Source organism: Mesorhizobium huakuii, from assembly GCF_014189455.1.
In the GTDB taxonomy this organism is placed as follows: domain Bacteria; phylum Pseudomonadota; class Alphaproteobacteria; order Rhizobiales; family Rhizobiaceae; genus Mesorhizobium; species Mesorhizobium huakuii_A.
On the sequence record NZ_CP050296.1, the window covers coordinates 845,905 to 860,175 of the forward strand.

18 protein-coding genes and 2 pseudogenes are annotated in these 14,271 nt (G+C 65.2%); 10 read left to right on the forward strand and 10 right to left on the reverse strand.

The window, feature by feature from the left end; translation table 11 throughout:
• Positions 1-29: 29 nt before the first annotated feature.
• Complete coding sequence (locus tag HB778_RS04115) at positions 30-332, forward strand: hypothetical protein (protein ID WP_183461698.1); 303 nt, start codon at positions 30-32, stop codon at positions 330-332.
• Positions 333-389: 57 nt separating this feature from the next.
• Here HB778_RS04115 and HB778_RS43055 read toward each other — a convergent pair whose 3' ends face one another.
• Both HB778_RS43055 and HB778_RS04125 read right to left on the reverse strand, forming a co-directional pair.
• Positions 390-983, reverse strand: a complete 594-nt coding sequence (locus tag HB778_RS43055; RefSeq protein WP_183464988.1) for a DUF6456 domain-containing protein — start codon at positions 981-983, stop codon at positions 390-392.
• Positions 984-1,458: 475 nt separating this feature from the next.
• Positions 1,459-2,073 (reverse strand): YdaU family protein, encoded by a 615-nt coding sequence (locus tag HB778_RS04125; protein ID WP_183461700.1) that lies wholly within the window; start codon positions 2,071-2,073, stop codon positions 1,459-1,461.
• Positions 2,074-2,159: 86 nt separating this feature from the next.
• Between HB778_RS04125 and HB778_RS04130 the strand changes: the two genes are divergently transcribed.
• Together HB778_RS04130 and HB778_RS04135 are read left to right on the forward strand one after the other, a co-directional pair.
• On the forward strand, positions 2,160-2,441 hold the full coding sequence (locus tag HB778_RS04130; RefSeq protein ID WP_183461702.1) for a DUF982 domain-containing protein: 282 nt from the start codon (positions 2,160-2,162) through the stop codon (positions 2,439-2,441).
• Between the two features lie 99 nt (positions 2,442-2,540).
• Entirely contained in the window at positions 2,541-2,843 is a 303-nt protein-coding gene (locus HB778_RS04135) for a DUF982 domain-containing protein (RefSeq protein WP_183464989.1), read from the forward strand.
• Positions 2,844-3,262: 419 nt separating this feature from the next.
• Here HB778_RS04135 and HB778_RS04140 read toward each other — a convergent pair whose 3' ends face one another.
• Together HB778_RS04140 and HB778_RS04145 are read right to left on the reverse strand one after the other, a co-directional pair.
• The gene (locus tag HB778_RS04140) at positions 3,263-3,946 is read right to left on the reverse strand and encodes a GcrA family cell cycle regulator (RefSeq protein ID WP_183461704.1); all 684 of its coding nucleotides are present in this window, start codon (positions 3,944-3,946) and stop codon (positions 3,263-3,265) included.
• 129 nt (positions 3,947-4,075) lie between these two features.
• The gene (locus tag HB778_RS04145) at positions 4,076-4,498 is read right to left on the reverse strand and encodes a hypothetical protein (RefSeq protein ID WP_183461706.1); all 423 of its coding nucleotides are present in this window, start codon (positions 4,496-4,498) and stop codon (positions 4,076-4,078) included.
• 26 nt (positions 4,499-4,524) lie between these two features.
• Between HB778_RS04145 and HB778_RS04150 the strand changes: the two genes are divergently transcribed.
• Positions 4,525-5,229, forward strand: a complete 705-nt coding sequence (locus HB778_RS04150) for an XRE family transcriptional regulator (RefSeq protein WP_183461708.1) — start codon at positions 4,525-4,527, stop codon at positions 5,227-5,229.
• A gap of 53 nt (positions 5,230-5,282) precedes the next feature.
• Here the strand turns inward: HB778_RS04150 and HB778_RS04155 are convergent, their stop codons facing one another.
• Complete coding sequence (locus HB778_RS04155; RefSeq protein WP_183461710.1) at positions 5,283-5,585, reverse strand: hypothetical protein; 303 nt, start codon at positions 5,583-5,585, stop codon at positions 5,283-5,285.
• Between the two features lie 180 nt (positions 5,586-5,765).
• On the opposite strand from HB778_RS04155, the gene HB778_RS04160 reads away from it, so the two are divergent.
• Together HB778_RS04160 and HB778_RS04165 are read left to right on the forward strand one after the other, a co-directional pair.
• Positions 5,766-6,128 (forward strand): hypothetical protein, encoded by a 363-nt coding sequence (locus HB778_RS04160; RefSeq protein WP_183461712.1) that lies wholly within the window; start codon positions 5,766-5,768, stop codon positions 6,126-6,128.
• A 97-nt stretch (positions 6,129-6,225) separates the two neighbouring features.
• Positions 6,226-6,804, forward strand: a complete 579-nt coding sequence (locus HB778_RS04165; RefSeq protein WP_244661807.1) for a flagellar basal body-associated protein FliL — start codon at positions 6,226-6,228, stop codon at positions 6,802-6,804.
• Positions 6,805-6,999: 195 nt separating this feature from the next.
• Here HB778_RS04165 and HB778_RS04170 read toward each other — a convergent pair whose 3' ends face one another.
• From HB778_RS04170 to HB778_RS04180, 4 genes and pseudogenes are all read right to left on the reverse strand, one after another.
• Positions 7,000-8,016 (reverse strand): ABC transporter permease, encoded by a 1,017-nt coding sequence (locus HB778_RS04170; protein ID WP_183461714.1) that lies wholly within the window; start codon positions 8,014-8,016, stop codon positions 7,000-7,002.
• Positions 8,013-9,089: a sugar ABC transporter ATP-binding protein gene (locus HB778_RS04175; RefSeq protein WP_432421257.1), complete on the reverse strand. Its 1,077-nt coding sequence runs from the start codon at positions 9,087-9,089 to the stop codon at positions 8,013-8,015. The genes HB778_RS04170 and HB778_RS04175 overlap by 4 nt, the downstream gene beginning before the upstream one ends.
• A gap of 42 nt (positions 9,090-9,131) precedes the next feature.
• Positions 9,132-9,512: pseudogene (locus tag HB778_RS43405) on the reverse strand (ATP-binding cassette domain-containing protein); the annotation flags it as partial.
• Positions 9,513-9,821: 309 nt separating this feature from the next.
• Complete coding sequence (locus tag HB778_RS04180) at positions 9,822-10,769, reverse strand: substrate-binding domain-containing protein (RefSeq protein WP_096448447.1); 948 nt, start codon at positions 10,767-10,769, stop codon at positions 9,822-9,824.
• 348 nt (positions 10,770-11,117) lie between these two features.
• Here HB778_RS04180 and HB778_RS04185 point away from each other — a divergent pair, with 348 nt between their 5' ends.
• From HB778_RS04185 to HB778_RS04195, 3 genes are read left to right on the forward strand one after another with little or no spacing between them, the layout of a single operon-like run.
• Positions 11,118-11,306, forward strand: coding sequence for a type II toxin-antitoxin system HicA family toxin (locus tag HB778_RS04185; RefSeq protein WP_183461718.1), 189 nt, complete (start codon positions 11,118-11,120; stop codon positions 11,304-11,306).
• A 5-nt stretch (positions 11,307-11,311) separates the two neighbouring features.
• Positions 11,312-11,713 (forward strand): type II toxin-antitoxin system HicB family antitoxin, encoded by a 402-nt coding sequence (locus tag HB778_RS04190; RefSeq protein WP_183461719.1) that lies wholly within the window; start codon positions 11,312-11,314, stop codon positions 11,711-11,713.
• 35 nt (positions 11,714-11,748) lie between these two features.
• Positions 11,749-12,447: a RibD family protein gene (locus HB778_RS04195; RefSeq protein WP_183461721.1), complete on the forward strand. Its 699-nt coding sequence runs from the start codon at positions 11,749-11,751 to the stop codon at positions 12,445-12,447.
• Between the two features lie 12 nt (positions 12,448-12,459).
• Here the strand turns inward: HB778_RS04195 and HB778_RS04200 are convergent, their stop codons facing one another.
• On the reverse strand, positions 12,460-13,344 hold the full coding sequence (locus HB778_RS04200; protein ID WP_183461723.1) for an SDR family oxidoreductase: 885 nt from the start codon (positions 13,342-13,344) through the stop codon (positions 12,460-12,462).
• A gap of 89 nt (positions 13,345-13,433) precedes the next feature.
• On the opposite strand from HB778_RS04200, the pseudogene HB778_RS04205 reads away from it, so the two are divergent.
• Positions 13,434-14,265, forward strand: a pseudogene (locus HB778_RS04205) (helix-turn-helix transcriptional regulator).
• Positions 14,266-14,271 lie beyond the last annotated feature (6 nt).

The following is a 14,271-nucleotide window of genomic DNA, read 5'->3' on the forward strand; positions in this document are numbered from 1 at the left end:
ATTAGATCGACCTTGAGAAGGAGGTAGCCATGAAGAAGCTCCTGCTTGCCTCGGTTATCGCCATTGCTTCGGCGGCGGCGATGATCGCCCCGGCCAACGCCCGCAGTCACGTCTTTATCGGCATCGGCGGCTACAACGACTATTATGGCAACGACTATTATGATGGTTATGAGGACTATGGCGGCCGCTATGTCTATAGCCCCTACGACCCCTACGATGACGGCTACAGGCCGCGCTATTTCCACCGGCACCACCACCGTTGCCACATCGAAGTGATCAATCACTGGCGTCATCATCACAGGATCATCGAGGAAGTCCGCGTCTGCGGATAAACTGAACTTGTGAACTGATCCGGCCGGCATTGCCGGTCGGATTGTTTTGCGGGCCCCTCACCGCGCCATCATCATCCCATAGTGCACCGCCAGCAGGTCGAGCCCGACCTTCAGCAGCTTCGTCACCACATCCCTTCCCTCGCCCGTTTGTTCCGCCAGGCTCTTGATCGAGCCACCCGCGCAACAAACTTTCTGCACCACCGCCGCGACCTCCCGGTGTCCCAGCGCTCTCGTTGCGGCGGCATGCGCCCGGCCGGCGTCGAGCACGCTGTCGGCGATGCCGCCGCCATGGCGGCCGCCGCCGACGCGCTCGCTCCAGCGCATCGGTTTCACGCCGGCCTGCTGGCTGCACTGAAAGTCCTCGCGGTAGCGCTGGCCGGCCTCGCGCTGCTGGCGCGACAGCGAGGTGATGCCGATGAGCGGATCGACATTGCGCACCCGCACGATGCCGCCGGTGGAGGTGTAGCCGTCGTTCGACACTTCGTAGACGCGCCGTGCTTCGGCCGTGCCGGCGTTGAGCCGCTTGCGGCCGAAGGCGTCGTCGCTGAGCGCGAAATCATGGCCGACCTCCCGGCGGATGCGCACCTGCTCGGCCTCGCCCTTGGGGAGCTTCGGCGCCTGCGGTTTGGCGGGTTTGGCCTTTTTGGGCATGGGGTGGCTCCTTGGGCTTGGGGATGTTGGATAGTGGGCTGGGCCTTGCAGAACTTGGGTTCCTCGCCCCCGCAAAGCGGGGAGAGGTGGATCGGGCGAAGCCCGAGACGGAGCGGGGGCAGCGCCGACGGTCGAAGAGAAGGCGACACGGCGAAACAAGTAATCTCGTGCTCCATTCTCAACCGGCTTTGGTTTCAGACAGGGCGTCCCCCTCTCCGTCCCGGCTTCGCCGGGCCACCTCTCCCCGCTTTGCGGGGGCGAGGAACCCAGGACTTGCGAGGCCGCCCGTCTCGCCATCAGCTCGCGCATCACCCGCCGCTCCCGCACCTCGATGCAGAGCTGCGCGCTCGATGGGCAGAACTGGGCGTTGCCGCTCTTCACCTCGCCGCGCACGAAGCGCTGGATGGCGGCTTGCAGATCGGCAAGCTCGGCGTCGCGCACAGCACTGAGATAGCCGCGCATCTGCATGTCGACATCAGTCAGGGCGGATTGCGGGAAGCATGAGAACATCGCGGCAAGCGCCTTCGTCGCCTGCTGCAGTTCGGCTGCGGTCATGGCTGCGGATCTCCTCGATGATGGTGTTGGCGGCGTCGGTATGGGTTTTCGGCCGCTGCCAGCCGGGTTTTTTCTCCGACAAGACCGGAGCCGTTTTGTTACCTGCAGGGGAAAAAGCGGAAGCTTTTTCACTCTGGTTTCTGGAGTCTGGAGAATGCCGCGGCAAAGCGCCGGCATTTGCCGCCCCATGTGCCTTTGTTTTCAAGGCGGTGGCGGCTCCGCCGCGCGCGCCGGCGGCGGCCCTCGCCTCGCTTTTGACCTGCGCCTTGTGCAGCTCTTTCGTCAGCCTTTTATGGCCGATCTCGCCCGCCTCGCGCTCGAAGAAGGTCAACAGATCGGCGCTGATGGCGCGCCATCTTTTCTGGGAAAGGCGCGTGATCCGCGCCAGCTTGGCGTCGTCGTCGGGCAGCCGGCCGCCGGCGTTCCACATCGCCATCAGCATGAGCATGTAGGCGCCGATCTGTTCGGTGGAGAGCTGCAACGTGTCGCCGACGAAATCGGAGACGTAGAGCTGCATGAACGGCCGCTCGCTCATGCCGGCCCCATGCTTGCACGCTCGCTAATGGAACCAGCCGCAGGCCCGCACGTTATGACGCGACCATGCCAGAGGGAGGTTTGCCGATGACGGCGTTCATGCCGATTACGCTGCGTTTTTGCGACAACAAGACCATGCTGGTCGGCTCGGTGGCCGACGCCGAGGCGGCATTGCGACACCAGTGGCCCGACAAGACGGCACCCGCCTATGTCGAAGCTGCAAGGTTGGTCAGGCTGGCGGTCGAGGGCAGTTGCTGCCCGCGCACCGCCTTCGAGGCCTTCAGCAAGGCCGCCCGGCAACAGGACATATTGGTAGCCAAGCCGCGAAGCCGGGCGCATGATTGGCTCGACGCCGCCGCCAACCCGTGACGCCCGCGCGAAGGCGATGCAACCGCTTGGCGGCCTCGCGCGTTTATAAGCGTCGGCTTGAAAGCCGCGCCGAGATCGAGGGTGAACGCCGTGGGTACGATGAAAACGCCGCTCAAAGTAAGCCTGGACGGACATGTCGAGGAGATCGACAGCGTCAGTGATGCCGCCGACTTCCTGCAACGCTGGCCGATCGATCGGCGCGGCCACATCTACCGCAGCGCGCTCAACGCCTGCAGTGCCGCGATCGCGGCGCAGATTTCCGAATCCGACGCGATGAAAGTGTTCACCGGCTTTGCCCGCGTCGCCGGCATCCTGGTTGCCGAAGCTGGCCCGGCCATGCGGCTGGAGCCACGCAGCGTGCAAAGCCGCATGCCCAAACAGGGCCGACAGATACCGAAATAGGCCAAGCGTCTTTCTCCCCGTCACTATACGGGGGTGAGGCGTGGTCCGCGCAGCGGACGAAAAGCCAATTGCTTGGCTTTTCGAACAACGAACGCCCGGCAGGGCAGGCAGCGCCAGCGCTCCCGAGGCTTGATTGCCACGTGGTTCCCCCAATCCGTCGCTGCTTCGCAGCGCCACCTTCCCCTCCGGAGGGAAAGGAAGGGAGCTTTGCTGGACGAGCGTTGACGGCAAAAAAGCCTGGCGCCTTTCCTCGACCCCGTCGATCGGGGAGAGGTGGCTCGGCGAAGCCGAGACGGAGTGGGGGTCGACCAGCGCCGCATAAGCCAATGCATGCGCCAGGCTGCAATGCACGCTATCGCCTAAGACCATCTGCTTGGAAATGTGTACATGCCGTAGCTTTGAACGGGGAGAAGGGAAGCTCACTGACAAACCCGCCGCTGAAACCGCGCCTGGTGGTAGCTGCAGTAGCTTTTCAGCGCCTTCGTGCGCATGCCGCAGCACAGCATGTCGGCGCCGGGCCGGCCGCCTGGCGCGTCGTTTTCCGGGTCCTCTTCCAGCGTCAGGTCCAGCGGCGCACGGCAGCGGGAAAACAGGCAGTCGATGAAGCGCATCGCCACGCCATGCGGCTGGCGGCCGATCGGTCCGCGCTGCGGTGCCGGCACCTTGAAACGGTAGGCTTCGCCATCGGCGATCAGCATGCCCACCTCGCGCACGAACAGACGCGGCGGCAGCCAGGCCGGCGAAGCGTCGCGCCTGGCCCCGGCTTTGTTCTTGCGCGGGATGGTGTCCTCGGCGGCATGGACGCCGGTGCGTTTTTCCGCAACCGCCTTGCCGTTGGCCTTGTCCTTTGCCCGCTTTGCTCCCGCCGGCTTGCGCACTGTCCGTTCGCCTGCAGCTTGTCTCGCGGCCGGCGGCATCCCCCGCCCATTGGCAAAGCCGATCGCACCCAGCATGGCGTTGCGGTGGACGATGCCGATGATGGCGTTGCGCGAGACTGGGCTGCTGCGCAGCGCGCTGAACGCCGCCGCGATCCGCGAGGCTGAAAGCCCCTCCTTCAGCCAGCGGGCGATCTCTTGCAGTTCGGCGTCGCTATAGCTTGCCATGTCCAGGCTCCATCCAGGGGTACGCCTTCGGCCGCGCTCGAGAGCGCACCGTCGGCCAGGCGTCAGGGTGCGGGCCCGGTCCGGGCCACGGTCAGGGTGTTCGGTTCGGAAACCGGCTCGCGGCCGGTATCAGCCGGAGCGGATCGAGTGCCCGGCGGCCAGGCGCGCCAGCCGCGCCTCGGCGGCCTTACTGTCGGGGGCGGAAACCGCCCTGCCCGTCATCGGCTCGAACAGGATGACGGTCTGCGTGCGGATGCAGGAGCGCGCATAGGGACCGGCAGCGTGCCGATCGAATGGGGGGCCGAAGCCGAGGGGAGCGGCGGCTCCGGCCGTTCCGGCCGCCGCTGACGGGCGGGCCGGACCCGAGGCATCAAAGCGCTCGGGCTTCGCCCCGGCCGGGGAGGACGGCCGGGACGGAAGGGAATAGCTGGCGACTTCGGTCGCCCTGTTTGCCTCACGGGAGGCTGGCGCTACGGCGCCATCAAAGCTGGACAGGTTTTGCATGGCCAGATATAAGCATAACTCAAAAATAGATGCAAGCCATTCTTTCATAGACGAGAGCCGCTTTCATCGCTCACATGGGCGCCATGGCCAAAACGGAACTGTCGATCAAGGTCGGGGCGGCGATACGCCAGGCGCGCAAGCAGCGCGGCCTGGTCATGCGCCACATTGCCGAGCACAACGACACCGATGTCGCTGCCGTCGGCAATTGGGAAACCGGGCGCAATTTGCCCAAGACCGAGAACCTGTTGAAGACCGCCGCCTTCTTGCGCGTCGACCCGGTCGCGCTGGGCAAAGGCGAGGTCGTCTTCCTCGACGATGCCGGCCCGGTGGCCGATGCCGAGATCGTCACCGATGCCGGCCCGATGCCCGCCGGCTCAATGGATATCGAGGTGCTGGGTGCCGCGGTCGGCGGCGACGACGGCGACTTCACCTTCAACGGCGAACCCGCCGGCTACGTCCAGCGCCCGCCTGGCGTGCGCAACCTGCCGAAAGTCTTCGCGCTGCATGTGCTGAGCGACTCCATGGTGCCGCGCTACGAACCCGGCGACCTGATCTATTGCGGCGGCCGCGACGCCGTGCCCGGCGACCATGTGGTGATCGAGACATTTCCGGAGGAGAACGAGAAGAACGGCAAGGCCTTCGTCAAGAAGCTGGTCAAGCGCACCGCGGGCGAGCTGGTGGTCGAGCAGTACAATCCGCCGAAGACGCTGACATTCAACCGCTATGCGATCAAGCATGTCTGGCGGGTTATACCGCTGAAGGAACTGCTGGGGTATTGAGGCGGGACGCCCCTTCCTTCTCCCCTTGTGGGAGAAGGAAGAACGATCCCCCCTCAAGCCCGTCTCGACCCCTCCACCAACACCTCCCGGTCGCTCAGCATCTGCGCCTCGCTGCGCACGCGCTGGCGCTCGTCGACGAAGGCGGCCTGGATCGAGATCGCCGTGCCCGGCAGCCCGTCGGCGCGGCAGGCCGAGCAGACGATGCGGCCCGAAAGTTCCGCCAGCGGCGTGTTGCCCGTCACCCCGAAACGCCGGAGCTCATCCGGTTTCCACCACCTGTTGCGGCCGCAATCGGCGCATTCGACCGATATCGAGACGACATGCGCGATAACTGGTTTCCTGCCCGGCAATGCCATTGCCCCTCCACCCCGTTTGTTCCTGATTTGTTCGTATATTCCTGCGTTTTGAGCTGGGAGTCGAGTCGCAGTTTTAACACTTCTCCAGAAGTTTCCCTTTTACCAATTTTTGAGTTATGCTTTCATAAACTCACAAACGTGAGTCGGCAGGGAATTGCCGCATCAGACCCGGGAGCAACGATGGATGCCGCCGATTTCGCCCGCGCCTGCGGTTACACCGGCGACAGCCCTGCTCTGCTCGAAGCCTTCGAGGCGATCCGCCGCAACGGCATCGCGCAGGCCCGCCAGGATCATTTCCGGCGCAAGGCCGTCATCGACGCGCTGAAGCAGTCGGAGCCGCTGTTCCTGGCCGCGATCGGCCCGGCGCTGTCGGCGGACGAAGCCATCGAGGACACCGCCCGCTTCATCGCCTGCTGGCGCAACATGCCGCGCTGGCGCCAGGAGCGGCGCCTGCCCGACCTCGTCAGGGCGAGGCAGCAGCGTCTCGTGGCGCGCTTCTTCCGCCGCTACGGCCATCGCCTGTGGGCGCTCGAAGCGGCTTGAGCCGCCTGCAATTGACCATCCGGCTGGCCTGACCGGCCCTGATTCCGTCGGATTGCTGCGCTGATTGGTGCTTCGAAACCCGCCGGAAGGACCCACCATGAAACGCCTTGTTCTCGCCGCCCTTTGGATCATGGCGCTTGCTCTGTCCGCGCACGCCGCCGGCGACACAACCACCGGGCTTGCCGACATCACGGTGCTGATCGTGCGCCATGGCGAAAAGCCCGACAGCGGCCCCGGCCTGTCGCCCGAGGGCGAAGCCCGCGCCCAGGCCTATGTCGCCTATTTCCAGCCCTTCCTACTCGACGGCGTCGCCTTCCGGCCCGATATGCTGGTGGCCAGTGCCGATTCCAAGAGCAGCGCGCGCGAACGGCTGACGCTGACGCCGCTCAGCCAGGCGCTGAAACTGCCGATCGACCAGCGCTTCGCCGACCACGAAGTCCAGAACCTCGTCGCCGCGCTGTCGACTGAAAGCCACGGCAAGTCGATCCTGATCGCCTGGCATCACGGCCAGCTGGCCAAACTCATCAAGGCTTTCGGCGCCGACCCAAAGACGCTGCTGCCGAACGGCAAATGGCCTGATGATGTCTTCAACTGGGTGGTGGTGCTGCGCTTCGACCATACCGGGCAGCTGGAGCCGGATTCGGCGCGGGTGATTGAGGAGAAGCTGGCGGGTTAAAATGACCTACGCTGATGCGAGGCACCCCCCTCTGTCCTGCCGGACATCTCCCCCGCAAGGGGGAGATTGGTAGTTTCGTCGGCTTCGCTTTTTCCTCAGCGTTGAAAATTTGCGAAAGCCGTCATGACATCCGATCTCCCCCTTGCGGGGGAGATGTCCGGCAGGACAGAGGGGGTGCCTGGGCGCGACCTCTCCCTACCGCCTCACCCGCGACTTCAACCACCGGTCAAACGCCACCGCCAGGATCAGGATCAACCCGATCACGATGCTCTGCGTGTAGGACGACACATTGTTGAACTGCAGCCCGTTCTGCAACACGCCAATCAGCGCGGCGCCCACCACCGTGCCGCCGACCGAGCCGATGCCGCCGAACAGCGAGGTGCCGCCGATGACGACGGCGGAGATGACCGTCAGCTCGTAGCCGATACCGGCGACCGCTTCGGAAGAATTCAGCCGCGCCGACAGCACGAAGGCCGCGAGCCCGGCGAAGAAGCCGACGATGACATAGACCGAAACCAGGATGCGGTCGACGCGCAGGCCCGACAGGCGCGCGGCCTCGGCATTGCCGCCGACGGCATAGACGGCGCGGCCATAGCGCGTGTAGCGCAGCACGATGTGGCACAGGATCGCGGCGATGGCGAAGATGATTGCCGGCACCGGCACCGGGCCGATCAGCCCCGTGCCGAACCAGCGCATCGAGGCGTCGAAGCCGGAGATCGGCCCGCCATTGGAGATGGTCAGCGTCAGCCCGCGAAACACCGTCAGCCCGCCCAGTGTGACGACGAAGGGCGGCACTTTCAGCCTGGTGATGGCAAGCCCCTGCACGCCGCCGGCGGCAGCACCGACGATGACGGCGGCCAGCAGCGCCGCGAACCAGCCATAGCCCTGCGTGCCTGAGGTCGACAGCGACAGCGTGTTGGCCGCCCCGCCCTTGGCGATGACGGCGGCGACCATGCCGCAGAAGGCGAGCAGCGAGCCGACCGACAGGTCGATGCCGGCGGTGAGGATGACGAAGGTCATGCCGAGCGCGATCAGCCCGGTGATCGAGATTTGCCTTGTGATGTTGAACAGATTGATCGGGTCGATGAAGCTCGGCTTCAGCACGGTGAAGACGATGACCAGCGCCGCCAGGAACAGCAGCGGCCCGAAACTCATCAACAGCCGTGCGATCGTCACGCCGCCGCGCTGGTTCTGTTCTTCGGCGATGCTCATCGTGCCTGTCCCTCCGCATCCCGCCCAAGCGCATCTTGGCTGTCGAGCGCCATCAGTTCCATCAGTTTTTCCTCGTTCGCCTCGACGCCCGGCATCTCACCGGTGATGCGGCCCCGGCGCATGGTGACGATGCGGTCCGACACCGCCAGCACTTCGGGCAGTTCGGACGAGATCATCATCACCGCAATGCCGCGCGCCGCAAGCTGCACCAGGATCTGGTGCACCTCGGCCTTGGCGCCGACATCGACGCCGCGCGTCGGCTCGTCGACGATCAGCACTTTCGGGTCGCGCGCCAGCCAGCGCGCCAGGATCACCTTCTGCTGGTTGCCGCCCGACAGGCCCTCGATCGCCTGCTCCGCCGAGGCCATGCGGATCGACAGCATCTTGCGGAAGCCGGAAAGCGCGTCGCGCTCGCGCCGCTCGGCCATGAAGCCGAAACCGTTGCTGAATGTGCCCAGCGAGGCGACGGAGAAATTCGGCAGGATGCCCAAAGCGGCAAAGATCGCCTGGTGCTTGCGGTCCTCCGGCACCAGGCCGATGCCGAGCGCGATGGCATCCGCCGGCGAGGCCGGCGCGATCGGTTTGCCGTCGAGCGTGATGGTGCCTGCAGCGATACGGTCGGCCCCAAAGATGGCGCGCGCCAGCTCCGTGCGGCCGGAACCGACAAGCCCGGCCACGCCGAGAATTTCGCCGGCCTTGAGGTCGATGTCGACGCCGTCGAGCACGATGGCATGCGGCGCTTCGGGATCGCGCACGGTGCGCAGGCCGCGCACCGACAGCACGACATCGCCGGCGACCGCGCGCTGCGCCGGCCGCGCGTAAAGTTCGGAAGCGGCGCGGCCGACCATCTTCTCGATGATGCGCGGCAACTGGATCGGTCGCCCCTTGTCGCGGTCGAGATGCCCGGCCAGCCGGCCGTCGCGCAGCACCGTCATGCGGTCGCAAATGGCGGAGGCCTCCTCCAGCCGGTGGGTGACGAACATGATGGCGACCTTGTCCTGGCGCAGCCGATCCATGATCGACAACAGCCGCTGCACCTCGGTCTCGGTCAGCGCCGAGGTCGGCTCGTCCATGATGATCAGCCGGCTCTTCAGCGACAGCGCCCGGGCGATCTCGACCAGTTGCTGTTCGGCCACCGACAGCGCCGAGACCGGCGTCATCGGATCGATGGACAAGCCGACGCGAGCGATGATGTCTCGCGACGACGCCTCCATCCGCCGCCAGTTGACCAGCCCCAGCGGCCCGACCGGCGCGCGGCCGATGAAAATGTTCTCGGCCACCGTCAGCGTCGGGATCAGGCTGAGTTCCTGGTAGATGGTGACGATGCCGAGCCGCTTGGCATCCTGCGGACTGGACGGCGCGTAGTCGGCGCCGTCGAAAGTGATGCGCCCGCTGGACGGTGGCATGACGCCCGACAGGATTTTCAAAAGCGTCGATTTGCCGGCGCCGTTTTCGCCGAGCAGACCGAGGATTTCGCCAGGGCGGATGTCGAGGGAGACATCGCTCAGCGCGGTGACGCCGGAGAAGTGTTTGGTGACGCCGTCGACGGCGAGCAGGGCGGCTTCAGCTGGCAAGGGTTGCTCCCGGATTGTGGCAGGCCGCGGGACAGCGCCCCCTCTGTCCTGCCGGACATCTCCCCCACGAGGGGGAGATTGGCAGTTTTGCCGGCAGCGCCTGTTCTGCAAGGCCGGCGATTGGCGAAAGCGGAGACGACGTCCGATCTCCCCCGTGTGGGGGAGATGTCCGGCAGGACAGAGGGGGCGCTGTCCCGCCAACCTTGCCAATGAGCCTGTCCCCGCCAAGTTCTACTTCGTCTCGCTCAACCTCTCGGCCTTATCAAGATTGTCCTTGCCGATGACGATCGGTGTCAACAGCACCAGCTTCTCCTTCGGCTCGGTCTTGTTCTTGGCGTAAGCGACCGCGATCTGCACGGCGGTGCGCGATTGCTGGCCGGGGAACTGTTCGACCGTGCCGGCGAGCTTGCCGTCGCGCACGGCAACCAGCGCCTCGGGAAGCGCGTCGAAGCCGTAGATCTTGACGTCGGTGAAGTTGCGCGCAGCACACGCCTCGAGCGCGCCGAGCGCCATGTCGTCATTGGCGCAGATGATGGCGTCCGGCTTGCCGTTGGCGGCAAGGCCGGCTTCCGTCACCGACAGCGCTTCGGCGCGGGCGAAGTTGGCGGTCTGCTCGAAGATGATCTGGTACTTGTCCTTCAGCGGATCGAGCACATTGTGCACGCCCTTGTTGCGGTCGATCGCCGGACCAGCACCCGGCTGGCCCTGCAGATGGAACAGCTTGGCGCCGTTGGGGAACGCCGCCACCATGGCGCTGGCCTCCGCCTCGCCGCCCTTGACATTGTCGGCGCCGACATGCGCCAGGATGCCCTGGACACCGTCGACCCGGCGGTCGATCGTCACCACGGGAACGCCGGCCTTGACGGCTTCCTCGATGGCCGGCGCCAGCGCGTTGACGTCGAGCGGCGAAATGACGATGGCGTTGACCTTCTGCACCAGCGCCGCCTCGATGTCGGCGGTCTGCTTGGTGGCCGAATTCTGGCCGTCGCTTTCGGTCAGGTTGACGCCCTGGGCGGCGGCTTCCGCCTTGATCTCGTTCAGCATGTGCACGAAGAACGGAAAGCCGAGATTGGGCACCGAGCCCAGTATGGTGAGCTTGTCCTCGGCGAATGCCGAAGGCGCGGCCAGCATCATGGCGCCCGCGGCCACGGACGTCATCAGGAATTCACGTCTGTTCATGGTTGATCCTCCTCCACAAGAACGCACAATCCCCAAGACCGGATCGGTCTTGGGAAGGGATCGTGCGTCGGTTCAAAGTGTTGGAGCATCCTCCTTGCGCGGGACCGCGCATGCCGCTCCAGCTGATCGCCGTTGCAAAAACTGCCTCCCATCGGCACCAGCCTGGGGATGCTAACCCAGGGTCAACCATTTGCGCAACATCGATATAACAGTGCTGGGCAGCCAATTATCGGAATTGTCGGAATTTTGGATTGCCGGTTTCCTGCGCGTCGGTGGTTCGGGCCGGGAAGCGAGAGCGCGGCTTGACATTTCGGTTGAAAGGCCAATTTTCAGTGTGTATAAATACACATGAACAGCGCTGACATTATCCGCCTGTTGCAAGCTGATGGTTGGTTCGAGGTTGCCCGCAAGGGCAGCCATGCGCAATTCAAACACCGTGACAAGCAAGGGCGGGTCACCGTTCCCCACCCCAAGCGTGACATCCCAATAGGCACTCTGCGCAGCATCGAAAAGCAATCTGGACTGAAACTGAGGTGACGGACATGAAGCAGTATATCGGACTTATCCATAAGGATGCCGGCAGCGACTTCGGTGTGTCTTTCCCTGATTTCCCAGGCGTGATTACCGCCGGCAAGGATCTGGATGACGCCCGGTCCATGGCTGAAGAGGCCCTCGCCCTCCACATCGAAGGGCTGGTCGAGGATGGCGAAGCCATTCCGGAGCCTTCCAGTCTGGAGGCTGTGATGGCAGACGCCGATAATCGCGACGGTGTTGCAATCCTGGTCGCCGCCAGGACCGAGGCGAGGAAGGCGGTGCGTATCAACGTGACGTTGCCGGACGACGTTCTCCGGCGGATCGATGCCTTTGCCGAAGCCCATGGCTATACGCGATCCGGGTTTCTCGCGAAGGCGGCTGAGAAAGCGATGGAGCTTGAATCGGCCTGATGCATGTCACCCAAAAGTAATCCCTGGAGAATTGCATGAAGCCGCACATCATCTGCCATATGCTCGCCTCGCTCGACGGCAGCCTTCATCCCAGCCGCTACACAGCCAGTCCGGATGGGACCACGGCGGAGTGGTCAGGCCTGTATGAGCAGATCCACGGCGACCTCCAAGGTGACGCCTGGATCGTCGGCCGCGTCACCATGGCCGAGATGAGCAAGGCCGGTGCGCACCCGCCGGCGCAAATCGGCAAGGTCGACCGGCCGCATCATTTCGCGCAGCGCGATGCGGGAACCTATGCCGTGGCGCTCGATGCCTCGGGCAAGCTCCACTTCGCCAAGCCGGATGTCGGCGGTGACCATGTCGTGGTGCTGCTCGGGCACGGCGTCTCCGACAGCCATCTGGCCGAGCTCGCCGCCGACGGCGTGTCCTACATCGTGTCGGAAACGACTGATATCGACCTCGCCGCCATGCTCGACGTGCTCGGGCGTGAACTCGGCATCAGCCGGCTGCTGCTCGAAGGCGGCGCCGGCATCAACGGCTCCTTCTTCGCGGCAGGGCTTGTCGATGAGCTTAGCCTGCTCGTTGCACCCGCGTTCGATGCGCGGGCGGGAAACCAGGGCTTTGTCGAGTTCGGCGAAAGCGGCCTCGCCGGCAAGATGCAGCTGTCGCTGACAAGTTGCGAAACGCTGGCGCATGGGCTCATCCACTTGCGCTACGCCGTCAGCCCTGGCTGAGGCCGTAGCGCATCAATAGCGCATGGCGTCGAGGTCGGCGATCAGCGTCGGGCCGGTCGGATGCCAGCCGAGCCGGGCCTGGGTCAGCGCGCTGGAGGCTGGCAGGTCCGCCGGGGCGAACATAGCCATCCAGCCAAAGTGTTCCGCCGCCTTTTCCGGCGCGATCGAAACGACCGGCAATTTCAGACCCCTGCCAAGCGCCTCGGCGATGGCGCGCACCTCGACGCCTTCCTCGCCGACGGCGTTGTAGCGTGCGCCGGGCTGCCGCTTTTCCACGGCAAGCCGATAGAGGCGCGCCACGTCGAGCAGGTGGCCCGCCGAGAAGCGGTTGCGGCCCTCGCCGACATAGGCCGAGACGCCTTTGTGGCGCGCGATCTCGATGAGCGGCGTGATGAGGCCTTGCTTGACCGGATTGTGGACCTGCGGCAGGCGCATCACCGACACATTGACGCCGGCCTCCAGCAAGGCATTGCCGGCGAGTTCCGAGGCGATGCGCGGATTGGGATGGCTTGCGTTGAAGACGTCCTCGACCGCCACCTGGCCATGTCCGGGGCTGCCCATGCCGACACCCGACGTGATGACCAGCGGCCGGTCGGATCCGGCCAGCGCTGCGCCGAGGGCGGCGATGACACGCTTGTCCTTTTCGCAATTCTCGGCAAAGCGCGAAAAATCATGGTCGAAGGCGGTGTGGATCACGGCGTCCGCCTTCGCCGCGCCGTCGCGCAGACCCTCTGGCTCTTCAAGCGTCCCGCGATGCACCTCGGCGCCTGCCGCAACCAGCGCTTCGGCGCCGGCGTCGGAGCGGGTGACGCCGACCACCTCATGGCCGGCCTGGATGAGTTCGGGAACGATGGCCGAGCCGATGAAACCGGTCGCGCCGGTGAGAAAGATACGCATGCAAAATCTCCTGACAGTTGCCTGCGTAATATCGACGGTCTATTATTCCATTAAAGTAGTGACTTTATCATGGTATAGTCTTTAACAGGATGGCTAACAGGATGCCCACCCCCGGCTCACTCGCTGCCTTCCTGAAGGACCGGCGCACCCGGCTCGATCCCGCCTCGTTCGGCTTTTCCGGGCGCCGGCGCACGCCGAAGGCTGCGCCGCGAAGAGGTCGCCCAGCGCGCCAACATCAGCCCGACCTGGTACACATGGCTGGAACAGGGTCGCGGCGGCGCGCCTTCGGCCGATGTGCTGAACCGCATCGCCAAGGGACTATTGTTGACCGAGGCCGAGCGCGAACATCTCTTCATGCTCGGGCTCGGGCGCCCGCCCGAGGTCCGCTACCGGGGTGACGAGGGCGTCAGCCCCCGGCTGCAGCGCCTCATCGACACGCTCGAGGCCAGCCCCGCTTTGGTCAAGACCGCGACCTGGGACGTCGTCGCCTGGAACCGCGCCGCCGAGATCGTGCTGACCGACTATGGCACCATCCCCGCCGGCCGGCGCAACATATTGCGCTTCATGTTCCTCACGCCCCACATCCGCGCCAAGCAGCACGATTGGCAAAACCTCGCCCGTTTCGTGGTCGGCGCGTTCCGGGCCGATGCGGCGCGCGCCGGCGCGGTCTCCGAGGTGACGCAGCTGGTGGACGAACTGTGCAGCGGCAGCCCCGAGTTCGCTAAGCTGTGGCAGGAGAACGACGTGCTTGCCCATGGCGACGGAACAAAGCGCCTGAAGCACCCGGAACTGGGCGACATCGAGCTGGAATACTCGTCCTTCGCGGTCGACGGCAGGCCGGATCTGAACCTGACCGTCTACAACCCGATCGACAGCGATGTCGCCGACCGCATCCGGGCGCTGGCCCGGCGCCCCAGGTAAGACCGG